Here is a 22,339-nt window from a genome sequence, read left to right as displayed (position 1 = left end):
ACCCGGCCCCCACCACTCCCCCGGCTGTCAGCCAGAGCCGCCATTGCTGGGCCGTATTTAACTTTGCTGCCTTGGTTAGGGTTTGATCGGCCATGGTGGGGAACATATCCGTCACCTGCCCAGCCAAATCTTCCTTACCCAGGGGTTTACCCCTTTCCTGGGCCAATTGGTTTAAACGTTTGAGGACAATGTCCTTTTGCACCTCAAAACCGAGGGATTCCGCTTCCCGATTGATTTCCTTGGTTAAAAATGACTTTGCTTTGGCATTGAGACGCATAACGGTTTCTCCCCCTTAGACCGAAACGCAACGGCGGACTATTCCCATTCTATTTTGGCTTGATGGTGTTGCGAGACCATCACTCAAATCAGCGATCGCCAGAGGGTTTGGAGTTTAAGCTCAATTTCTGCCACTTCCTTGAGGGGATCGGAACCAGCCACAATGCCAGCCCCGGCGTATAGTCTGGCTCGATTGCGAGAAAGGAGAGCGGAACGAATACCGACAATAAATTCGCTATTACCTTCGCTGTCTAGCCAACCCAGGGGAGCGGCATAGAGATTGCGGTCAAAGGTTTCATGGCGACGAATTAAATCTTCGGCGATCGCCACGGGGACACCGGCCACCGCTGGGGTGGGATGGAGTTGTTCTACCAGGGCCAGGGGATGGATGTGGGGAGGTAGGGGGGCTTGAATTTGGGTCCAGAGATGCTGGATATTGGCTAATTTGAGCAACTTCAAGGAAGAAGCTTGGGGGCTTAAGCCCAATGCCCGTAGGCGCTGGAGCAGATAATCCAACACCGCTTGGTGTTCCCGTAACTCCTTAGGATTGTGCAATAACTGTTGCCCCAATTGGCGATCGCCTTGGACATCCGCAGCCCTAGGGGCCGAGCCGGCCAGAGCATCGGTTACCAACTGTTGATTATGCAAACTCAGTAATCTTTCTGGGCTAGCCCCCACAAAACAGTCTCCCTGGCCATTGCCCCAGGAAAATAAATGGCAATCTCCATACTGTTGCCGCAGTCTTTGTAAACAATGGGCCGTATTGAACCGACAACCATAGTCCAAATCCAACGCCGTTGCCAACACCACCTTACTCAATCTCTGCTGGGCAATTTCTTCCAAGCTAGAGGCGATCGCCGTGGAAAGCTTAGCCACTTCTATTGCCGTCAGCCGGGGAGCCCTTGCCAGCATGGGGGCGGTATGGTTATCCCTAGCCGGTTGCACCCGACGGATAGCGCTGAGCATTGCACCGATAAAATCCACCAAATCGATAATATCGGTATTGCTATCCAGACTAACTTGCCAGCTTAATAGGCAATGCTGGGACGTTTTCACCACCTGGATTTGGGGTAAAAACAAAAAGGAATTAGCAAAGGGATTGCGGTTGGAGCTGCGGTCAAAAAAGCTAAAGCCACAAAAAATATAGGGGCGCTGACTCCGGCCTTGGGCATTGCCAATGGGCACTAAACGCTGGAAACAGTCCTCGGCAAACTGTTGGGCCAGTCTAAAACGATACTTGCCGGAAATCCTCAGGGACTGGCAAATGCCAAAAGCCAGTATGGTTTCCCCCCGCTGGGGGTTTTCACCGTAAAAATGAACTTGATCTTGAACATTGAGGGCCCCAAACACCGCCAGGGGATCAATCTTGCCTAAGTTTTCCGTAAAGCTCCATAGGCACCGTTGGCCAGGGGCAAGACCCCTCTGCTGTCCCAACAGATAACCGTGCAGAACTGAGGAATTATCGAGGGAGCATGGATGACGGTCGAGGAGGGGTGTCGCAACGGACATCAGGGACGATCAGAGATTATCAATCAAAATTATCGAGTTTCGGAGACCGTTGTACCCATTACCCAAAGCGGGTGAGGGGAATCGAACCCCTATCATTAGCTTGGAAGGCTAAGGTTTTACCACTAAACTACACCCGCGTGTTGTCCTAGCGTTCCTAAGATTAACATATTTTGCTTGGAGTTTTGTCAGGAGAACTTTCCCGTTGCCCACCTTTCCCCCCCCTCAGTCTTCCCCCTGGCGTTTATTGCCCTACATCCAAGCCCCCGGCAATTTACAGATGGCGTTGGATCAATGGTTATTGGAAGATTATTTTCCCCGCACCGGGCGATCGGTGTTGCGCTTTTACGGTTGGTCTCGCCCCACCATTTCCTTGGGTTATTCACAAAAGTCTCCCCCAGCCCATTGGCGGCAGTTAACTTGGCAAGGGCAACCCCTGGGGTTGGTAAGCAGGCCTAGTGGGGGGAGGGCAGTGTTGCATCAAGGGGGACTAACCTATGCCGTAGTGACTGGGGCAACTGGGAAGAAACGACGGGAAATTTATCGGCACATTTGTCAATTTCTCATCCAAGGTTGGGGCCAGTTGGGGCTTCCCTTAACCTACGGCCAGGGTGGCCGGGGTTATATTCACAACGCCAGTTGCTTTAGCACCGCTACGGTGGCGGATTTAGTCAGCTCCACAGGGGATAAATTAATTGGCAGTGCCCAACGGCAAACTTTCAGTGCCCTTCTGCAACATGGAGAAATGATCTTGAACGGCGATCGCCATTTGTTTGAACTTGTCTTCGGCCAACCGGCCCCATGGCAAAAAACCATGGCAGAGTTAACTGGTTATCCAACTTTGCCCCAGGTTTTAGAGGTTTTGACCACTTCAGCCCGACAGCATTTTCAAGCTCAGGTACAGTGGGAACCCCTCACCCTCCAGGAGTGGGCCATGGTGAAGGAAAAGTGCAGGAATGCTAAAGCGGATTTTGGCTGGACTCCCTACCCGTTGTGAGTCAGTTTGAAGCTGACCTCCATTCGTTGATCAACTCCTTTTTTTAGGTTGAGGCTTAGTAAGGAATCCTTGCTTTTTTGAGGCCATTGCAGGATGTCAACATTAAATTAGTGCAAAATAAACACTAATCGCTCAAATCTATCAAAATTTGCTCCAATAAACGTTTTTTCAGCGTTTCTAAACCAATCCCCTGGGCCGCCGCCAAAAAAATTGCCTGGGGATAATCTGCTTGGGCCGCTGCCAAAGCTTCACTGGGCACCTGGTCAATTTTGTTAAACACCATCACCATCGGTGCCGTAGCCAAGGGCATTTCCGCCAAAATATTGGCCACCGAGTCGATCTGTCGTCGCCAAGCCCGGTCGGATAGATCCACCACCTGGAGTAATAGATCTGCCTCCGTTACCTCTTCCAAAGTGGCCCGGAAGGCATCCACCAAAGCATCGGGCAATTTATGGATAAAACCCACTGTATCCGTTAGCAAAATTGGCTGGTAGGTTTGATTATCCGGGTCAAATAGGGATAAACGCCTGGTGGTGGGGTCTAGGGTGGCAAACAGTTGGTCAGCGGCGTAGATGTCTGCTTGGGTGAGGGCATTGAGTAAAGTGGATTTGCCCGCATTGGTATAACCGACGATCGCCACGGTGGGGACGGCCTGTTGTTGCCGTTGATTGCGTAGCCGGGAGCGATGGGATTGGAGCTCATTAACCTGTTTTTGGAGCTTGGCAATGCGACTTTGGATGGTGCGCCGTTCCGTTTCCAGCTTGGTTTCCCCTGGGCCCCTGGTGCCGATACCGCCCCCCAACCGGGACATACCCTGACCCCGGCCTACTAATTTTGGTAACAAATATTCCAACTGGGCCAATTCCACCTGTAACTTCCCAGCCCTGGACTGGGCCCGCTGGGCAAAAATATCCAAAATTAATTCCGTGCGGTCAATGACCCTAACTCCACACCGTTGTTCCAGATTTCGCACCTGGGCAGCAGATAGATCCCGGTCGAAAACCACTAGATTGGCTCCGGTGGTTTGCACCGCCAAGGCCAACTCTTCCACTTTTCCTTCCCCCACTACGGTTTGGGGATGGGGTTTACTGCGATTTTGCTGCATTACCTGGAGCACCTGGGCCCCGGCGGAGTCTACTAAACGTTCTAACTCCGTTAAACCTTCCGCAAAGCTCTGGTCATCCAACTCGCTGGTTTTAAGTCCCATCACCAAGACCCGTTCCTGCCCTGCTTCCACCTGACGGGCGATGAATTCCCGCTCAAATTCTGCCTCTAGGTTTTCCACCAAATCCAGGATGGCTTCTTCGGCTAAATCTTCCAAATCCACCGCTGGGGAAACCACCCAATCGGCCACCCCATCCCCCATATCGTCACTACTTTGGGGCAATAAATGGGCCAAATATCCCGTATCCACATAGCCCGTTACGCCGCCTCCCCGTTTGGCAAAACCCTGACCCGTGACGCTCAGCACCACTAGGGCATCCAATCTTTGCAGGGCCATGGCAATTAAACTAGATTCCTTGGGGGCTTCCCCCTTTAAATCCGTGGTGAGGCAACGAATGCCGGAGAGTCGTTTTTCCCCATAACGAGGTAATTCCAAAGGCGGAATTTGGGTTTGCCGGGGCGTGCCCACCCCCACCCGGATAATTTGTCCCCTCCGGTTGACGTACACCGAAACAGGTTGTTTAATTTCCTGGCTGATAGCTCCCAGGCGCTGGGCCAATTCCATCGTCAGCAGGCGATCGCCGGGGAGACGTTGTTGATAGAGGCGCTTTAGTTGCTTAATTTGACTAGTTTTGAGTCGTTGGGCTTGGCCGTAGATGGTATCGATAGGCTTTGGTCCTAATTGGTATGGATGATGGAGACAAAAACAGGGGCTGAATTGCCAGCCTAATGATCAATCCTGCCATAAACGACGCCGGCTTTTACCTCGCAACCGTTGGTGGGTATCCCGCAACAGGTCTGGAATCGCCAGATTATGGGGACATCGGGGCAAACAATCGCCACAGTCGGTGCACCGATCGCCTTTTCGACCGGGAAACCAGTGCCCGGCATTTTCTAACATTTGATAGCGATATTGACCAAAATTTTCCATATCAAAGGCAACGGCCAAATTACGCAGACGTAAAATTTCGGGAATATTAATTTCTTCTGGGCAAGGTAAGCACTGATAACATTGGTGGCAAGCAGCGGTGCCCAATGCCTGGTGTTGATGGTGGCGTAAATTCTCTAAAATTGCCTGTTCTTGCTCACTTAAGGGCTCCAGGCGATCGCCAAGGGATAGGGGTTGGTCCAATTCCTCAGGTATGGCGGGGCCAATACTAAGGGTAGTAATGCGGGAGTCACTCAAGAGAAAACGGTAGGTTAATCCCAGGGGAGTAAAGGGGTGGCAGAGGTTTTGCAAAGTCCGGGGTGGTGTGTATAGTTGACCACCCTTATCTGCGGGGGAAATGATGAAAATGCCCATATCCCGCTGGTGGGCCGAGGCGATCGCCGGGGCGAGGTGCTGATTAAACCAGTAATAATGCAAATTAACGAAGGCAAATTTTCCCGAAGCAATCACTTCCTGCACTAGGGGCAAACTGCCGTGGGTGGAAAAACCAAGATGTTTAAATTTCCCCTGTTGTTGGGCTTTATCTATCACTGGCCAAAGTTGCTGTACCCATTGCCAATGCTGGGGAGTGTTAATGCCGTGGATGGCAAAGCAGGCTAAATAGTCCACTTGGAGTCGTTGCAGAGAACGGTCAAGGCCCTGGATAAATTGTTCTGGATTTTCCGTGGGACAAACTTTACTGGTGAGGTTTATTTCCCCCCGGTTGAAGCTTTTTAGCAATGGGCCTAAATAAGTTTCACTTTCCCCATAGGCCGCCGCCGTTTCAATGTGGTTAATGCCCGCCCCCAAGCCCTTGGCCACCGTGGCTGCAAATTGCTGGCGATCGCCCAGGCCCCGCATGGTACCCAGGGAAAAAACGGATAAATTTAACTCGGTGCGGCCAAAACGACGGTATTGCAAAGGTTAATTTTTATGGAAGTTGAGGTGGGAATTTTTTCATCTACCAGCTGACATCGCTCAGATCCGCCTGTTGCAGGTTAGTGCCCACTAAATTGGCCCCCCGCAAATTGGCCCCCTTGAGGTTGGCCCCGGTAAAATCCGCCTGGGTCAGATTCGCCCCCCGGAAATTGCCATAGCGTAAATCCGCGCCCCGAAAATTAGTCTTTCTCAAATTGGCCCAGCGCAAATCAACGGCGATCGCCGCCACCGCACTAAAATCCGCTTCCGGGGCATAAGCTTGGTGGAGATGGGCCCCCATTAATTGGGCTTGGCTAAGGTTGGCTCGGTAAAGTCTTAAACCGTGGGCTTCCGCTTCGGTAAAAACGGCCTGACAAAAAAGGGCTTCATTGGCATCACTTTCAGTTAGATCCGCCTCACTCAAATTGCAGCGATTGAGCGTAGCTCGACAGAGGTTAGCCCGGCGCAAATTACTTTTGTGCAGACTGGCGGCGATCAAGTTAGCATCCGTTAAATCCGCCCCTTCCAGATTGGCAAAGCGTAAATCACAGCCGATCAGGGTAACTTGGCTGAGGTCCCCATGGGGAAATACTAGTCCAGCCAAATTTTGATTGGTCAGTTCCAAATCTTGGGGATCATGGCCATTGACCAATAAATTAGCGGCCCCGGTGTTTAACCAGCCTGGGGTATTGATGGGGGTAGGGGACAAACCGTTGCTCATAATGGTTTTTATTCTAACTTGCCCATGGCAACATCCCTTATTCTGAACTGGCCAGACCATAACCTACCGCTGTTAACATACGGCTAATGAAATGGAGGTTGCTGAAAAACTTTTTAACTTCAGCTCACCAAAAGGTCACCGTTAACAATTGGTCTAAACTTTCGCTAAACGGATTGGCTTCAGGCAAGGAAAGCGTCGGGTAAAGATCTTGAACATCGGCAAGTGCTTCCTGCCACACGGCTGGAATCAATGCTTCGCCATAATTTTTGAGGCTAGGAGAGTCCCTTAATAGCCGTCGGATCTGTTTCCGTTGTTCTTTGATCGTGATTTCCCAGCCACGATTATCATAGGCACTATTGATATAGGCGCGTTTGAGTAGATGCTCCAGCAAAACTTCCAAGCGATTTTCTAGCTCATGTTTTTCACTACGACCCAAAGCAATAATTTCCTCTTCAATATTTTGCCAGTCAATCTTCTCTATCTCATGTTGTTGCAGATATCGAGCCTGTTCTTCTGTCCAGCTCACAAAATCTGTGTCATAGAGTTGTTTTTTCATAGGTTTTAATCAGATTTGTTGATTTATATAAACTTTAATTTTTGCCCGCTAAAATATAGCCCATGGCTAGTAAAATACCGCTGATAAAGTGTAGATTGACAGCAATGAATTTACAGTTGCTGACCTTCTCCGGTTGGTCGTGGTATTGCCCCACGTGGCGGGTTAACTGTACTGCCCAGGGCAGACTGGCCATTACCAATAAGGTTTGCCAAGGAGCAAGGTTAAGCAAAACTCCGATCGCCGTGATCAAATAAAGACTAATTACGGAAACAGTTAACACCTGGGAGCCTAGCTTGGTTCCTAAACGAACAATGGGGGATTTTTTACCGGCGGCTAGGTCATCTTCTACCTGATGGAAGTGGGAACAGAACAGAATAATGGCCGTGCTAAGCCCCACAAAAATGCTAGGGGTAAGCAAATCCCAACTAAAACTTTGGGTCTGGGAGTAATAGGCGGCGACGATCGCCAAGGGACCAAAGGTAATCAAACAAATCAATTCCCCCAAACCTAGGTAGCCCAGGCGGAAAGGGGGCCCTTGGTAGGTGTAGCCCAAAAAGATGGCCACCCCAATTAACTCCAACACTGTCCAATCCTGGGCCAGCCAGCCCATGCTCATTAGCCCCAGCACACCGGCTAGCAAGAAAAAATTACTAATTAAAAAAACCAGATTGCGATTGCCGGTCAAATTAACCACTGAATGGGCCTTACGCACATCAATGCCCGTGTCACTGTCAAACACATCATTGCTCAGGTTGATCCAAGCAATAATGGCGATCGCCGACAGCAAAAAGATGGTAAAAACATCGCCCTGCCACTGCCCAGTCAGGCCATAGGCCACCGCTGAACCAACGGTAATGGGCACCACTGCCACCGTGTACATGGGGGGCTTAATGGCCGCCAGCCAAAGTTTGCGGGTCGAAGGGGCCGTAGATGGCACTAAGGGGGAAGATTCGGTCATAACAGAGCAACAGAGCTAATTCAAATTACCTGGGCTTCCGCCTCCAGTTGGTTCAAAGGTACGAAACACTCTCCTGGCAACAGCACCGGCTGACGATTGAACATCAGTTGACCCCGGTGGGTTTCTTTATGGATGGCAATGCCCAGGGGTTGCTTTTGGGATTTAGGGTGGAGCATGCGATAACTGCGGTAAATTCGCCGGGCCATGCGCAACATTTTGGGGTCTAGGGGCATGGGCACGCTCCTATACTCCACATCAAAGTCGCTCTCATCAGGAATAAAAACCATAATAAACTCCCCACTCAGGACGCATATGTGTTCTAGCCTTTGACCGAAAAACGTCAGCCAGGTTAGCCATCATCATAAATAACAATAGGGTTTGACGTAAGGGCCGCCCCAGAAGATTCTTACTTACTCGACCAAGATCTGATTTCAACCCGAAATAACTGCCTGGGGGGAAGTCATTGAGGTAAAGTTTGTCTAGTTTTTTGGTAGATTGCAACGATCCTTACATGTCATCCAGGATGCCCAATAATTGCTCTCCCATTTGCCGACAGCCCACCAATTGGGTGCCAGGGGAAAGAATATCCCCGGTGCGGTAACCCTGGGCCAGGACTGTTTTTACTGCTCTCTCTAGGCGATCGGCTGCCTGGGGTTGATCCAAACCGTAGCGCAACATCATGGCGGCACTGAGCACCTGGGCCAGGGGATTAGCCTTATCCTGACCGGCAATATCCGGAGCGGAACCATGGACGGGTTCAAATAGTCCCGGGCCGTCACTGCCCAAGCTAGCGGAGGGTAACATGCCAATACTGCCGGTTAACATGGCCGCAATGTCGGAAAGAATATCCCCAAATAAATTGCCAGTTACAATGGTGTCAAATTGCTTGGGACTACGCACCAATTGCATGGCCGCATTGTCCACATATAAATGGGACAGTTCCACATCAGGATAATCCCCGGCGATCGCCATTACCCGATCCCGCCACAGTTGGGACACATCCAGTACATTAGCCTTATCTACTGAACAGAGTTGGCCCCGCCGTTTTTTGGCCGTTTCAAAAGCGACCTTGGCAATGCGGTCAATTTCTCCCACCGTGTAGGCCATGGTATTAACCCCCCGTTTTTCCCCCGCCTCCGTCTCAAAAATACCCTTCGGTTTACCGAAATAAATCCCACCAGTCAATTCCCGTACCACCATGATATCTACCCCTTCCACCACTTCCCGTTTGAGGCTAGAAGCATCAACCAACTGGGGAAAAATGGTCGCGGGACGTAGGTTCGCAAACAGTCCCAGCCCTTCCCGGATGGCCAACAACCCCGTTTCCGGCCGTTGAGCCCTGGGGAGATTGTCCCAGGCATAGCCCCCGATCGCCGCTAACAGTACCGCATCACTATCCTTCGCTTGGGCCAGGGTTGCTTCCGGTAGGGGTTGGCCCGTAGCATCAATGGCCGCCCCTCCGATTAAAGCTTCCTGAAAATTGTAGGCAAAACCAAATTGGTCCGCCACTTTGCGTAATACTGCCACCGCCACTGCCATAATTTCGGGGCCAATGCCATCGCCGGGGAGCAAGGTTACGTTATAGGTCTGGGACATGGTAGTGGAAAAACTGGAAAAACTTCGATTAAATAACTGGATTTAAACGGACTCTGGAAAGAGATCCCATAAACCTCCCCAGTGTAGAGGATTGGGGACGCAGATCAGAAACTTCAACCACCGGCGATCGCCTTCCAGCAAATACCCCTCCCCCAAAGTTTAGGGAAAGGGTAAATGGTTCCAAGAAGATGTCTAATTTGCCTGCGGTTCTACCCATAGGTGGGAGAGAAAGAGGACCTTTAAAACATCATCATAGGAAGGTTGATGGAGAAAACTAGGCCGCCGCTAGGTTAGCCGCCACAAAGTCCCAATTGACCAACTTACCGAGGAAATCGGCAATGTAATCAGGACGACGGTTTTGATAATCTAAATAGTAAGCGTGCTCCCATACGTCCATGGTCAGCAAAGGAGTTTGACCAGCGGTCATGGGGTTTTCAGCGTTGCCAGTTTTGGTCACTTTCAAAGTGCCATTGTCCAACACCAACCAAGCCCAACCGCTACCGAATTGGGTGGCTCCAGCTTGTTTGAAAGCTTCCACAAAGGCGTCAAAGCTACCAAAGTCAGCGTTGATTTTATCAGCCAGGGCACCAGTGGGCTGGCCACCGCCACCGGGTTTCATGCAATTCCAGTAGAAACTGTGGTTCCAGGCCTGGGCGGCATTGTTGAACAGACCGGCTTTGCTCGCATCTCCAGCAATAGCTTTAATTACGTCTTCAATAGATTTATTGTCTAGGTCTGTACCAGCCACCGCTTCATTAAACTTACTAACGTAAGCGGCATGGTGTTTATCGTGGTGGAACTCCAGAGTGCTTTTGGAAATGCAGGGTTCCAGGGCGGTGTAGTCGTAAGGTAAGTTGGGTAGTGCGTAAGCCATTATAAATTTAAATTCTCTACTCAATAGGGGATTCCATGGCTCCCACTTTACCCTAAAGTTTCCTCGGTTAAAAGGTCGGTAATCCGGTGGAGAACCGCACAAAAGGGAAAATCTTGTCGGTGGGCGTGAGCAGGAAAAAGAGTAAAAAAGCCTTGGTGATCACCTTAGCCGATTAGCCGATCAGACCCAACAGTTTTTTAAAACCGTCCGGAGCGACCCAAGCATTCAAAGGGAAACATTGCCATCGTCCATTTCTAGCACATTGGCTAGGTCAAAGTTTTCCTCGTCATTTATAAAAATATCAAAGTTCTCCGGCAGACTCCCTGAAACTTCAGCCGACGATGCCGTCGCAGACTTTTGCTTAGCAGTCCTTACTCGTCTATGTTTTTTCTCTTCCCTACCCTTTGGATTGCCACTGGCCGACCGTCGGTGTTTTTGTCGTTTAGGCTCCGCCCGAGTTGTTTTTATCGGCCGAACACGATCAGCACATCCCTTGGCCAATTCGTGAGCGCTAAAAGCCGATTGACTAGCCATGTCTCCCTTAAGATGGGCGATAAAATAGTCCACCGTTTCTTGCTTGAGCAAGCCCAGCAGTACCGCCGTGGCTCCAAAGCGCAGTCCCAATACCTTTTGTTCCTGGAGAATTTGGTCAATCTGGCATTGATTCAACAGGTCCGCCATTTGCAGGTAATGCCCCAAGGGCATAGGGTTGGAGCGGTAAATTAAATCAAACCATTGGTTAACAAAAAACTCGATGGAGTCCTTGGTCAACCAGCCGTGGAGAACAATTACTTCCCCAATGAGGTAATCAAAATGTTGTTGATTGTTAACCGCAACCTCTAATTGGGCCGGGGTAATCAGACCGGCTTCCTGTAAAACCAATCCTAATCTTTTGCGCCCCGATGGTTGGGGTGGACTCATAACCTTGCTTTGACCTACTTTGATCCAGGCTACTCTGACTGAGACTTTAGGAAAACAAGATTATAGCTACTTAATCCCCATTTTTGTCATTTAGAAGAATTATTCAGGGAGATTAAGACTGGCTTTGTCCTTGACGAGAAAGTTTTTAGCCGAGAAAAGGGCAATTAACAAAGCAAAATAGCCACAGAAGGCAACGGCAATCAGATTAGACATTTAGTTAATTTTTGTAACGGGAGTTATTGCTTTAAGCATAGGGGAAAATCTCTGCTTTTAGCTTTGGGATTGCTTATTGCACCAATAGTAGAGATTAATGTTTGCTAAAAAGCCTGACAATAGAGTAATTTCAATGTCTACGGTGGCGGCCGGTACCGGCAAATTTCAGAATTACGCAAAAAAAAGTTGGCTCAGCTCAGTCTGGGCAAGGTGTTAACAGAGGCTAGCTCCAGTCCTGTTGTTCCTCTGTACTTTGCTTGGTGTGGGCGGCCCCACTGGCGTAGAGGGCCCTAGTTTGGGCAAAGAGTTCTTCTTCAGTCAGATGCCATTGCTGAAGCACGGTGTCCAAATCTCGCTGTAAGCTCCGGGCCCCGGGAAAATTTTTGTAACGAATTCTCAGCCGTGCCAAGGACAACAGGTGGGGAATATCGGCGGGGGATTGTAACAGGCGATCAACAACGGCCTGGTCTTTACTTGCTTGGGGATGGGTTTGCTCTCCGATCGCCATGGTTTTGACTCCTGACAAATTTTCAAAAACGGCAAAAGTTAAGCCTGGCCGGCCAAGTTATTGCCATTGGCTTTTATTGGGGAAGAGGAGGTTCTGCCCCGTTTTCTCCTTCACTGGCCCCCAAACGGGTCTGGGCACTGGCCCACTGACTAGCAACAATAGCGACCAGCAGCCACCATAAAGTGCTCACCGGGGGACGGTACCAGACGGTGTCCACAAGACCGTGCACCAATAAACCGGCGATCGCCGCCAGGGCTCCCATGATCCAGATTCCTTCCGGGGCTAGGGTTTGGCGACAGCGTTTAACCAATTGGATTCCTTTGCCCAGAGTAACGGCCAACAGCCAGAGCATACAGGTAAAACCGACTATACCCGTTTCCACCAAAATTTCTAGGTAAATTGAATAGGCACTCAGGGCAGTGAAGCGGGGGCGCATATAGTAGGGATAAATTTGGTTGAAGGCTTCGTTGCCTGGGCCAATGCCAATGATGGGACGGACTCGGATCATGGCCTTCACTCCTTCCCAGACGTTGATGCGGAAATTATTACTGCTGTCTTCCCGACCGGCAAAAATGCTCATGGCCCTAACCCGAATTGGTTCCACCGCAATTAAGGCCCCTCCGCCCAATATCACCGCCACGGCGATCGCCAGGGGCAAAGACCACCGTTGCCAAAATTTGGGTAATCGGGGCAGCCACCAGAAGTAACAAAGGGCCAAAAAGGTCGCACCCAGGGCCAATACCGCCAGCCAACCGCCCCGGCTCTGGGTAAAAAATAAACAGAGGAGATTGGTGATCACCATGGTTGCCCCCAGTAACTTAGGCCACCACCGTCGCCACACCACCAGGGCGCTCAAACTCAAACCAGTCATGGGCACCAGGTAGGCCGCCAATAGGTTGGGGTTGCCTAAAAAGCTATACACCCTAGTGGCCTGGGCCAAGGTAGAAGTGGGATCATTCCAAGTAGCTAACTGTTCTACCCCGTCCACCTGCTGTCGCAGACCGTAACTGCTCACCAATAGCCCCACCAGTAAAACGACGGTTACCAGCCGATTCAGCCATTGCTTGTTCTGCAATAACCTGGCCGCCAATAGGAACAGACATAAATTGGCGGTTAATTTGGCTAGCCCCGACGCCGCCGCCATTTTCACCGGGGAAAATCCCACGGCGATCGCCGAAATACACCAATAGGCAAACACTAAAACATGGATGGGGGTTAGCCCTTTACCTGGTTGATCCGCCAGTGTCAGCAAAGCCCAGAAGGCTCCACAGAGGAGCATAAAAATGCCCAGCATGGTGGTGGAAGTGAACGGCGCCGCCATAAAAATTATTGCCAACAGAGCCGTACCCACCGCTTCAAACTGGGGCCACAGTAAGCTGCCCTGGGCCCAATGCCGCCCCCAGCCCACAAAACGGTGGAGCACACTGCCCCTGCCCCATTCCTGGGGAGAAAAACCGCCAAACATCAGCGATCGCCAGATAGAGATGGGAGACACCATTAACACTCTGCTTGTAAACTCGGAAGTCCTTTGACCACTGATTAGCCTAATCAATGGCGGGTATTGTCGGTAAATATACAGCACTGAGCAGACCCACTGACTGTCACCAAGCCTTGGTAACCATCAGCCACAACAACTCACAGGGTATCTTGGTATTCTTCCAGGAGGGCCAAAATATCCGCTAACTGTGTTCGGTGGATTGGGCTGGGGTCAAGCTGGAATCTGGCGATTGCAGTACGATATCGAGTTTCGATTCTAGTTCGGCGAGTTTCTCGTTCTGTAGCTTTAATTCTTTCATCCTCTGTTCGTGCCGCATCTGCTTTTCTTGCTCTAGCTTCCTCATCTCTGCGGTTTCTTTCCTCATCTCTTCGTTGTACCTCTTCAAGTCGGACAAACCCCCGTAGGATTTGATCCAAGACCACAAATGTGAAAGTAACCCCAGCGAAGCTGAGGCCTGCCCATTGGGGGATAGGGAGTTCGTAGTTTTTGAACTGGATGGTTTCATATTTGAGGGCTACTCCGGTCACAAACACCAAAATGGTGGTAATGATGGCAATAAATGCCTGGAAGTCTGGCATGGTCTTTTTCCTGGGACTGTCCCATTCTAGCAACGCTCGATGATTCACCTCCCCTAGCAACAATCCAGGTTGGCAAAGGCCGCTTAACAAGGGAAAATAGGAGATCTATCCCCCCTTTGTAATCGGCCCTGTGACTAAAATTCGCACTGTTTCTGAAGCCAAACGAAAATTTTTTACCCACTACAGCCGTCCCATTAGTTCCATCTACCGGCGTTTTGTCGAAGAGCTGCTGGTGGAAATGCATTTGCTCAGTGTGAACATTGACTTTACCTACGACCCCATTTTTGCCCTGGGCATCGTCACCTCCTTCGACAGTTTTATGCAGGGTTATCAACCGGCGGCAGAATTACCTGCTATTTTCAGTGCCCTCTGCTATGGGGTAGATCAAAATCCCGACCAAGTACGCCAGGATGCCAAAAATGTGGCCGCCAGTGCCCATCACATCGGCCTAGATGCTTGGGTAACCGCCGCTTCCAGTGACCAGACCTCCGGGGATAACTTGCTGCTCAACACCCTCACCGGGATCCACCAGCGTCATAAATTTAAATACAGTCGTCTGTTTTCTATTGGGCTTTACACTTTGTTGGCTGACCAAGACCCAGAGGTGAAGGACAATGATGAAAAACGTCAGGACTATCTCACCAAATTATCGGAACTGTTGGATTTGTCCCTCGATAAAGTGGTCAAGGATTTAGACTTGTACCGTAGCAACCTGGAAAAAGTTGACCAACTACTCAAGGTGTTGGAAGATGCGGCCGAAGCAGAACGGAAGAAAAAAGAAAAACAAGCCGCTGCTACGACTCCGGCGATCGAGGATGCCCCGGTGACTACAGCGGAGAGTCCCGAAAGCTAGTCCAATCTATGCCCCACTCTGAGGCCCCATTGTGGAACTGAAACAGGTGATCATTGCCCATAAAGCTGGGCACAATGAAAGCAAAACCTATGCCGAACGCTGTGCCAGGGAATTGGAGGCTAGGGGCTGTAAGGTACTGATGGGCCCCAGTGGCATCAAAGATAATCCCTATCCAGTGTTTTTGGCCTCTGCCACAGAAAAAATAGACTTAGCTCTAGTTTTAGGAGGAGATGGCACTACCCTAGCGGCAGCCAGGCATTTATCCCCCGAAGGCATTCCCATTTTGTCCGTTAACGTGGGGGGACACCTGGGTTTTTTGACGGAACCCTTTGATTTGTTCCAGGATACCCAAACCGTCTGGGACCGCCTCAGTCAAGACCGTTACGCCGTTTCCCAGCGGATGATGCTAGCGGCCAGTTTATTTGAAGGCGATCGCCGGGATCCCCAGATGGTGGGGGAAACCTACTACTGCTTGAATGAAATGTGCATCAAACCGGCCAGTATTGACCGGATGCCCACAGCCATTATCGAAGTGGAAGTGGACGGGGAATTAATTGACCAATACCAATGCGACGGTCTATTGGTGGCCACCCCCACGGGCTCCACTTGTTATACGTCTTCTGCTAACGGGCCCATTTTGCACCCGGGTATGGATGCCATTGTGATTACCCCCATTTGCCCCCTCAGCTTGTCCAGCCGTCCCATTGTCATTCCCCCTGGATCTTCGGTAAATATCTGGCCTCTGGGGGATTTTGAGTTAAATACAAAATTGTGGACAGATGGCTCCCTTGCTACGGGGATTTGGCCTGGGCAACGGGTGGGAGTGTGGATGGCCCACCAAGAGGCACAATTTATCCTACTGCGGGAAAGCTATTCCTTTTATAAAACTCTGCGGGATAAGTTGCAGTGGGCTGGGGCAAGGTTTTTGTACGACGGCAACAATAAAGTCAATTGAGCTATTCCGTTGTCAAACCCAAGATTACGGCTCTGGCTTATTGCGGGCAAAGGTTAAGGTGCAATAGGAACGGGATTTTAGACCCATTTTTCTGATAATTTACCCTACTTGTAGTCGGCTTAAATTTTATCTATGGTTTGGGGGTTCGGGTCGCACTGAAAAGATCGGAAAACATGGTGACTCTCTAAACAGTTGAAATAGAGCTACAATCTCCTGAAAAAACAAACAAAAAGCAACCGCCCAAGAACAGTTTTGTTTTGCATGCGGTTGCCGGAATAGAAACGAGCTTAGTTATCGTTAATTTAACAGCCCTCTGGGCCACAGAACGTGTGCCCATAAAGCACTTCTGCACTGCAAATGTAGATGATGCCGGCGTAATCATTAAAATACTTGGCGGCAATCCGATCAGAAATTGCTTCAGCCATTTCCCGGGTTTCAGTCAATATTTCGAACTTGATATTACCCTCGATGTCGGAAGTGTTAGGTTGACCCGACGAGCGTACGTTACGGCTACCTTTGCCACCAGTATTCATTACTGTGTATCCTTTGGCGCCGGATTCGTCAATGATTTTGGCAATTTTTTTGAGCAGAATCTTTTCCGTGACGATGACGAGCTTATTCGCTGGTTTAGCCATTTTGTTTATCTCCTAGAAGTATGTAAGTTAATCTTTTTGGTCTGTTAGGTCAAGGGATTACTGACAGACCACAATCTGTTGGGGATTAACCTGCACCAAGGGTCTGGGCAAGCCCAATGAAAAGCGGTATGCACACGCCGATGGCAATGGGAGTACCAATTGCGGTGGATGAACCGATATAGGCAGAGGGATTGGCAGACGGGATACCAGCTCGCAAGGTAGGGGGGCCGGAGATATCAGAACTAGAGGCGGCGATCACTGCTAAAACCACCACACCGCCGAGGCTGAATCCCGTAGCGTAGTGGGCAACCATACCAAGACCGAAGGCAATAAAACCGTGCACTATCGGGGCTATCAAGCTATAGACCACATACCATTGAGCTACTTTACGTAATTCTCCAATTCTAGACCAAGCCTCCATCCCCATAATGAGCATCAAGATAGAAAGCAGGCCTCGAAAAAGAGGATCATAGAAGCCTTCATAGACACTTTCTGGCTTGGTAAATATGCCAAGGGCAAGGCCCAATAACATGGCTGAGAGGGCGGGGCCTTGTAGACTTTCTTCGATGATCGGCCAGATCTTGACCCGATTATCCTCCGGTTCCTGCTGGCTCAAATATTCCTGGCGGGTACGGGGGTAATCCGATTGATCGCCATAATCCCCTGCGGCAACGGGTTGCTTGCTTAAAGCCCCCTCGATGGCGTTGGCACGACGCTTTTGCTTATTGAGATAGATATTAGCCACGACGATCGCCGTTACCAGGGCAGGAATATCCATAAAAGGATAGAGGGCACCGGCCCAAGCTTCGTAGGAAATTTTTGATTCTTCCAACGTAGTGAGGGCGGCGGCCATCGTAGAACCACTGACTGCTCCAAACAAACCACCGGTAGCAAGGGCATCCACGGTTTTGACGTTGGGCATTTTAGCCAGGGTAAAGCGGGCGATGAATACAATAAGGACTCCCAATATTACAGAGAATGCCATGGGGAGAAGCATTTCCGTCAAGTTGGAGTTGCGGATCGCCATGCCCCCGGTCAGGCCAATCTTAGTGAGCAACATAAAGACGATGATCGTAGAAATCGCCTCTGGAATTACCAATTGGGTACCAAGGGCGGCAATAACCATCCCCCCAATCAAAAAGGCTAGGGTTGGGGACTGCAACTGCCCCACGAAGTCTGTCAAGAAATTGGACAAAAAATCCATAATGTAAATTGTCTCCTTGGTTGAAATTTATGGGGATTGGGGTAGTAAAGCTTGGCCCCGAATCCTCGGTGGCTGGCTTGATACACCTGGGAGAGCAATCAATAATCCTCCCCCCACTAACATCGGCATTTCGATGCGCTGTGTGCTGGAAAAACATGTCTGTTTCACAGCAACCTGCATAGACCATAGTCTATTGAGACAAAAATATCTATGCTTCTAAATCTATAAGCTAAAGTCTATACTCAAACCCGCCCAATTTTGCGACTGTCCCCCCTGGATCTGCTAAGTAATTTCCAATTTGAATGATAAGTTTTACTATTATTTGGCGATCGCCGCTTTCCTGGGACTCCATGGTGAGTAATAATTTTGCTCGATGGCGTTCTATGGGTTAGTCAATGCGGCAAATTTTCAACTATTTAAACTATTGAGGCTAGTCAACCTGCCAGAGGGGCGATTCCTTGACTGGAGGGGATTCCGGCGAGGGGCCATGGCCAGCAACATTGACCCAAACCACGGACAGCAGTAAACCAACACCACAACCCAGTAAAAAGAGCCAAGCGTGGGAAGGCTCTAGGACAAATAGAAGGCGGCGGCTTTTATCATACACATGAATTATCCAGCCATTATTGTTATTTGTCTTTGGTTCTGATTGTCTCGATTCAAACTTATTCATGGTCTTCATTCCATGGTGATGGTCGGCATCGGCCTAAGTCCAGTGAAATTTATTGAAGAAAAATCACTGAAAGTATCTCTGGACAAAGCAAATAGCGGTCTCAGTATGGGGCTAGCAATCCGCTCTAACCTCAAATTGCCTTTATTTAATGGATAGAAATAAGACTATTTCTACGGAAAAAACTATAATTCTAAGTTTATGCAATATCCGGCTCACAAGCAGTATTTTTGACGGAGAATGTCCTCAAACTTGTCGAACCTTTTAATAAGTTAAATTTATATTTTCGACCCGTTGGGCGGTGCTCCAGCCGCCTCTGCCGTGAATTTGCCGATTGTAACCTCAACAACTTCCTCTGGATTGGGAAGGAAATAGACTAGCATGGCATTTGCTCTCACGCCCCACCTTGGAGCAGTTACCATGGTCCATTCTTGGCTTTTTTTTGATGCGGGAACATTTAGCCCCTAGTTTCTGGCCAACCATTGGAGGTTTAATGGGTAAGGGAAGGTAATTTTGCCTTCCGGCCCAGTTCTTCCCCTTCTCCCATGTTGAAAAAGTCCCTATCCACTGCTGTAGTCCTGGTAATTTTACTACTGAGCTTTACCCTCACCGCCTGTGGAGGAGTAGGCATTGCCAGTTTGCAACGCTACAGTGACACCAAAGATGGTTATGAGTTTCTGTATCCCAATGGTTGGATTGGGGTGGACGTCAAAGGCGCTTCCCCTGGGGTGGATGTGGTGTTCCGGGATTTGATTGAGCGGGATGAAAATTTGAGTGTGATTATTAGTGAAATTCCCAGCGATAAAACCCTGACGGATTTGGGCACAGCCACCGATGTGGGCTACCGCTTCATGAAAACGGTCAATGAGGCTGCCCAAGGCGATCGCCAGGCGGAATTAATTACGGCGGAAGAAAGGGATGAAGACGGTCAGGTTTATTACACTCTGGAGTACCGGGTGTTGGTGGGGGACAATGTGGAACGCCATGATTTGGCCAGTGTGACCACTAACCGGGGTAAGTTAATCACGTTTGATTTATCCACGGCGGAGGACCGCTGGGATACGGTGAAAAATTTGTTTGACACGGTGGCCAGTTCTTTCCACGTGTACTAATTTACCCTTACCACCGCACGACGCTGGCGGCCCAGGTTAAGCCGGCCCCAAAGCCGGCCAGGGCGATTAGGTCTCCCTCTTTAATTTTCCCCTCCCGCACCGCTTGGTCCAACGCCAGAGGTATGGAAGCTGCTGAGGTGTTGCCATAATTGCCCACATTACTGATCATCTTCTCCAATGGAATAGCCAGGCGATCGCCAACGGCGTCCATAATGCGTTGATTGGCTTGGTGGAGGATGACCCAGTCTAGGTCAGCGGTAGTTAGTTCAGCTTTAAACAGTACTTTTTCGATAATTTCCGGCACCTTAGCCACGGCAAAACGGTACACTTCCCGGCCGTTCATGGTGATGGGTTGATAGGTGCCCTGGGCAACGGTTTTTCCTGCTGTTAAAGGTTGGGGCACTGCTTGGTAGGGCAAATTGAGACAGCCATTGCCACTGCCATCGGTGTACATTTCAAAGGCGAGCAAATTGTCCTGGGCTTGCCGTTGCAACACCACCGCCCCGGCCCCATCACCGAATAACACACAGGTGGTGCGGTCAGACCAATCCACCCAACGGGAAAGTACGTCCCCTCCCACTAGTAAAACCCGTTGGTAAACGCCGGTGCGCAAAAATTGGGCCGCCACATTGAGCCCGACCACAAACCCAGAACAGGCCGCCGTGACGTCAAAGGCAAAGGCCCTGGTAGCCCCCAATCCCCCCTGAATTTGGGCCGCACTGCCAAATAAATCATCGGGGGTGGAGGTGGCCAGAATAATTAAATCCAGATCATCTGGTTGTAAACCCGCCATGGCCAGGGCTTTTTGACCAGCCTTAACCCCCAAACTGGCCAGATTTTCGTTAGCTGAACAAATGTAGCGTTGGCGCATCCCCGTGCGGGACTGGATCCACTCGTCGGAAGTCTCAACAATGTTGCTCAGGTCTTGATTTGTCAAACTCTGGTCGGCGATCGCCGTGCCACTGCCAATAATTTTGAGGCCACTGCCAAGGGTATTCAAAAGTCCTGACTCCCGCTGATGTCATGGTGAGCGATTACAGGCTTAAAGCATAGGACAAAGCTGGCCCCTGAGTCACTATGGCCAGAGGGAGTTTCTAGATATTCTGTAATTCTTCTGTTTTTTGCCGTTCCATCAACAGGGAAGTGGAACTGTTAATGCGGACAGAAACCTGATTATCGACGGCTTCCTTGGCCAGACGAATGGCATTAAAAATGGAGCCACTGCGGGAACTGCCATGGCTGATCAGGCAAATACCATCAACCCCAAACAGTAATGCTCCCCCATGTTCGGCGTGGTCCACCCGCTGTTTAATGCGTTTGAGGTTAGGGGCTAGCAACGCGGTGCCTAATTTTCCTCGCCATCCCTGGGGCAATTCCTCCTTAACGATGTTGAGCAAAATCTCCCCCACTGCTTCGGCAAACTTGAGCACAATGTTGCCCACAAAACCGTCACAGACAATTACGTCAAAATTGCCAGAGAGCACGTCCCGCCCCTCCGCATTACCCACAAAAGGGATTTCCGGATTACTTTTGAGCAGTTCATGGGTTTGCAGGGCAAGGGTGTTGCCTTTGGTGGGTTCTTCCCCAATGTTCAGCAGACCTACTTTCGGCTCCGGCACCCCCAACACATACTGGCTATACACTGTCCCCATCAGGGCAAATTGCTCTAAATATTTAGGGCGACAGTCCACATTGGCCCCCACGTCCAGCACAATCACCGATTTGCCGGGAATCATGGTGGGAAACACCGTGCCGATCGCCGGCCGGTCAATGCCTTTTAAGCGCCCCAACCGCAACAGGGCCGAGGCCATGGCCGCCCCGGAATGCCCAGCGGATACCACCGCATCGGCTTGTTTTTCCTTGACCAAATTCATGGCCACATTAATAGAAGCTTTAGGTTTGCGGCGCACCACCACCGCATCTTCTTCCATTTCCACCACCCCTTCCGCATCCACAATGGTCAGGTTTAGTCCCTGATGGGGATGGCGGGCTAAGCAATCCTCAATGGCCTGGCGATCGCCCACCAGGAAAATATCCACATCTAATTCTTGAGTCGCCCGGATAGCACCGATAACAATCTCTTCGGGGGCATAGTCACCGCCCATTGCGTCTAAAGCAATTTTCGCCCGCGTTACAGCCATTGATCACAACCCATTGAATCTCAAAAATTGTAGCAGACCGCCCGGTTAAGCAGAACTTTTCCCCCATCTGTCTAGTTAACTGGACCGATAACCTGGGCTTGTTTTTCCTTGAGGGCTCGGCGCACAAAATGAATCATCTTAATATCGTTTTCCTGGATGTGATGCCTAAGCCAATCGGCCAGGAAGCTAGACAAATCAAAAAACACCGCCAACACACTTTCTGAGTGCCGCAAACGAAACTGTAAATCCATCACCTGTTTGGTTAACTTCTCATGGATGGTGCGATGCTCAAACAGATGAGGGTAATCCAAACTCCGCATCAGTTCTTCTTCACAGCGGAAATGAAACTCGGTATATTCCAGCAAATCCGCCAACAATAAACTCAGTTCTTCCTTGGCAATGGATTTTTGCAAAGACTCGTCCAAGGTATTGATCAGGGCGAACAGATGTCGATGCTGTAAGTCAATTAACTCGTAACCACAGGCCAAATCTTCAGACCAAACGGCGATGCCCATGGCACTACCCTCGTTAGCTCTATATCTCCCATTGTAGTAGTA

Annotated in this window: 24 protein-coding genes, 1 tRNA gene and 1 pseudogene; 4 read left to right on the top strand and 22 right to left on the bottom strand. The window is 50.1% G+C overall.

From position 1 onward, the window contains the following. The 3 genes and pseudogenes from IQ217_RS14220 to IQ217_RS14210 all read right to left on the bottom strand — a co-directional run. Nucleotides 1-277, bottom strand: a pseudogene (locus IQ217_RS14220) (hypothetical protein); the annotation flags it as partial. Between the two features lie 83 nt (nucleotides 278-360). Next, the gene (locus IQ217_RS14215) at nucleotides 361-1,785 is read right to left on the bottom strand and encodes an isochorismate synthase (RefSeq protein WP_194020448.1); all 1,425 of its coding nucleotides are present in this window, start codon (nucleotides 1,783-1,785) and stop codon (nucleotides 361-363) included. Nucleotides 1,786-1,851: 66 nt separating this feature from the next. Continuing rightward, a tRNA-Gly gene (locus IQ217_RS14210) sits at nucleotides 1,852-1,922 on the bottom strand. A gap of 65 nt (nucleotides 1,923-1,987) precedes the next feature. Here IQ217_RS14210 and IQ217_RS14205 point away from each other — a divergent pair. Continuing rightward, complete coding sequence (locus tag IQ217_RS14205; RefSeq protein ID WP_228024120.1) at nucleotides 1,988-2,779, top strand: lipoyl protein ligase domain-containing protein; 792 nt, start codon at nucleotides 1,988-1,990, stop codon at nucleotides 2,777-2,779. Between the two features lie 124 nt (nucleotides 2,780-2,903). On the opposite strand, the gene hflX is transcribed toward IQ217_RS14205, so the two are convergent. The 13 genes from hflX to IQ217_RS14140 all read right to left on the bottom strand — a co-directional run bounded on the left by hflX (nucleotide 2,904) and on the right by IQ217_RS14140 (nucleotide 14,212). After that, nucleotides 2,904-4,508: a GTPase HflX gene (gene hflX, locus IQ217_RS14200; RefSeq protein WP_194020447.1), complete on the bottom strand. Its 1,605-nt coding sequence runs from the start codon at nucleotides 4,506-4,508 to the stop codon at nucleotides 2,904-2,906. A gap of 168 nt (nucleotides 4,509-4,676) precedes the next feature. After that, entirely contained in the window at nucleotides 4,677-5,732 is a 1,056-nt protein-coding gene (locus tag IQ217_RS14195) for an aldo/keto reductase (RefSeq protein WP_194020449.1), read from the bottom strand. A gap of 100 nt (nucleotides 5,733-5,832) precedes the next feature. Next, nucleotides 5,833-6,510: a pentapeptide repeat-containing protein gene (locus tag IQ217_RS14190; protein WP_228024119.1), complete on the bottom strand. Its 678-nt coding sequence runs from the start codon at nucleotides 6,508-6,510 to the stop codon at nucleotides 5,833-5,835. Between the two features lie 124 nt (nucleotides 6,511-6,634). Beyond that, nucleotides 6,635-7,066 (bottom strand): DUF29 domain-containing protein, encoded by a 432-nt coding sequence (locus tag IQ217_RS14185; protein WP_194020446.1) that lies wholly within the window; start codon nucleotides 7,064-7,066, stop codon nucleotides 6,635-6,637. 34 nt (nucleotides 7,067-7,100) lie between these two features. After that, nucleotides 7,101-8,024 carry a 2-carboxy-1,4-naphthoquinone phytyltransferase gene (menA, locus tag IQ217_RS14180; RefSeq protein ID WP_194020445.1) on the bottom strand — a complete coding sequence of 308 codons (924 nt, stop codon included), beginning with the start codon at nucleotides 8,022-8,024 and terminating at the stop codon, nucleotides 7,101-7,103. Nucleotides 8,025-8,044: 20 nt separating this feature from the next. Next, complete coding sequence (locus IQ217_RS14175) at nucleotides 8,045-8,311, bottom strand: hypothetical protein (protein ID WP_190599085.1); 267 nt, start codon at nucleotides 8,309-8,311, stop codon at nucleotides 8,045-8,047. A gap of 220 nt (nucleotides 8,312-8,531) precedes the next feature. Continuing rightward, nucleotides 8,532-9,620, bottom strand: a complete 1,089-nt coding sequence (gene leuB / locus IQ217_RS14170; protein WP_194020444.1) for a 3-isopropylmalate dehydrogenase — start codon at nucleotides 9,618-9,620, stop codon at nucleotides 8,532-8,534. Nucleotides 9,621-9,648: 28 nt separating this feature from the next. Continuing rightward, complete coding sequence (locus IQ217_RS14165; RefSeq protein WP_194020443.1) at nucleotides 9,649-9,837, bottom strand: hypothetical protein; 189 nt, start codon at nucleotides 9,835-9,837, stop codon at nucleotides 9,649-9,651. Between the two features lie 57 nt (nucleotides 9,838-9,894). Then, the gene (locus tag IQ217_RS14160) at nucleotides 9,895-10,494 is read right to left on the bottom strand and encodes a superoxide dismutase (RefSeq protein WP_190599087.1); all 600 of its coding nucleotides are present in this window, start codon (nucleotides 10,492-10,494) and stop codon (nucleotides 9,895-9,897) included. A gap of 225 nt (nucleotides 10,495-10,719) precedes the next feature. Continuing rightward, nucleotides 10,720-11,415, bottom strand: a complete 696-nt coding sequence (locus tag IQ217_RS14155; RefSeq protein WP_194020442.1) for a hypothetical protein — start codon at nucleotides 11,413-11,415, stop codon at nucleotides 10,720-10,722. A 436-nt stretch (nucleotides 11,416-11,851) separates the two neighbouring features. Next, a complete protein-coding gene (locus IQ217_RS14150) occupies nucleotides 11,852-12,136 on the bottom strand; it encodes a DUF3288 family protein (RefSeq protein WP_190599089.1) in 285 nt (94 codons plus the stop codon). 73 nt (nucleotides 12,137-12,209) lie between these two features. Further along, nucleotides 12,210-13,634 (bottom strand): IctB family putative bicarbonate transporter, encoded by a 1,425-nt coding sequence (locus IQ217_RS14145; RefSeq protein WP_194020441.1) that lies wholly within the window; start codon nucleotides 13,632-13,634, stop codon nucleotides 12,210-12,212. Nucleotides 13,635-13,771: 137 nt separating this feature from the next. Then, complete coding sequence (locus tag IQ217_RS14140; protein WP_194020451.1) at nucleotides 13,772-14,212, bottom strand: hypothetical protein; 441 nt, start codon at nucleotides 14,210-14,212, stop codon at nucleotides 13,772-13,774. Nucleotides 14,213-14,342: 130 nt separating this feature from the next. Here IQ217_RS14140 and psb29 point away from each other — a divergent pair, with 130 nt between their 5' ends. Then, on the top strand, nucleotides 14,343-15,065 hold the full coding sequence (psb29, locus tag IQ217_RS14135; RefSeq protein ID WP_194020440.1) for a photosystem II biogenesis protein Psp29: 723 nt from the start codon (nucleotides 14,343-14,345) through the stop codon (nucleotides 15,063-15,065). Between the two features lie 31 nt (nucleotides 15,066-15,096). After that, a complete protein-coding gene (locus IQ217_RS14130; RefSeq protein WP_190599092.1) occupies nucleotides 15,097-16,020 on the top strand; it encodes an NAD(+) kinase in 924 nt (307 codons plus the stop codon). A gap of 302 nt (nucleotides 16,021-16,322) precedes the next feature. Here IQ217_RS14130 and IQ217_RS14125 read toward each other — a convergent pair whose 3' ends face one another. From IQ217_RS14125 to IQ217_RS14115, 3 genes are all read right to left on the bottom strand, one after another. Then, complete coding sequence (locus tag IQ217_RS14125; protein WP_190599093.1) at nucleotides 16,323-16,655, bottom strand: P-II family nitrogen regulator; 333 nt, start codon at nucleotides 16,653-16,655, stop codon at nucleotides 16,323-16,325. An 85-nt stretch (nucleotides 16,656-16,740) separates the two neighbouring features. Continuing rightward, on the bottom strand, nucleotides 16,741-17,859 hold the full coding sequence (locus tag IQ217_RS14120; RefSeq protein WP_194020439.1) for a sodium-dependent bicarbonate transport family permease: 1,119 nt from the start codon (nucleotides 17,857-17,859) through the stop codon (nucleotides 16,741-16,743). Between the two features lie 430 nt (nucleotides 17,860-18,289). Then, nucleotides 18,290-18,532 (bottom strand): hypothetical protein, encoded by a 243-nt coding sequence (locus IQ217_RS14115; protein WP_194020438.1) that lies wholly within the window; start codon nucleotides 18,530-18,532, stop codon nucleotides 18,290-18,292. Between the two features lie 542 nt (nucleotides 18,533-19,074). Between IQ217_RS14115 and psbP the strand changes: the two genes are divergently transcribed. After that, nucleotides 19,075-19,641, top strand: a complete 567-nt coding sequence (psbP, locus tag IQ217_RS14110) for a photosystem II reaction center PsbP (RefSeq protein ID WP_190599096.1) — start codon at nucleotides 19,075-19,077, stop codon at nucleotides 19,639-19,641. Between the two features lie 7 nt (nucleotides 19,642-19,648). Here the strand turns inward: psbP and IQ217_RS14105 are convergent, their stop codons facing one another. The 3 genes from IQ217_RS14105 to IQ217_RS14095 form a co-directional block, all read right to left on the bottom strand. Then, the gene (locus IQ217_RS14105; RefSeq protein ID WP_194020437.1) at nucleotides 19,649-20,641 is read right to left on the bottom strand and encodes a beta-ketoacyl-ACP synthase III; all 993 of its coding nucleotides are present in this window, start codon (nucleotides 20,639-20,641) and stop codon (nucleotides 19,649-19,651) included. A 94-nt stretch (nucleotides 20,642-20,735) separates the two neighbouring features. Then, a complete protein-coding gene (plsX, locus tag IQ217_RS14100; RefSeq protein ID WP_190599098.1) occupies nucleotides 20,736-21,782 on the bottom strand; it encodes a phosphate acyltransferase PlsX in 1,047 nt (348 codons plus the stop codon). Between the two features lie 71 nt (nucleotides 21,783-21,853). Further along, nucleotides 21,854-22,297, bottom strand: a complete 444-nt coding sequence (locus IQ217_RS14095; protein ID WP_190599099.1) for a bacteriohemerythrin — start codon at nucleotides 22,295-22,297, stop codon at nucleotides 21,854-21,856. Between the last annotated feature and the right edge of the window lie 42 nt (nucleotides 22,298-22,339).

The sequence above is a fragment of the Synechocystis salina LEGE 00031 genome (assembly GCF_015207985.1).
GTDB classification, from domain to species: Bacteria; Cyanobacteriota; Cyanobacteriia; order Cyanobacteriales; family Microcystaceae; genus Synechocystis; species Synechocystis salina.
This window is presented reverse-complemented; position numbering and strand designations above follow the sequence as displayed.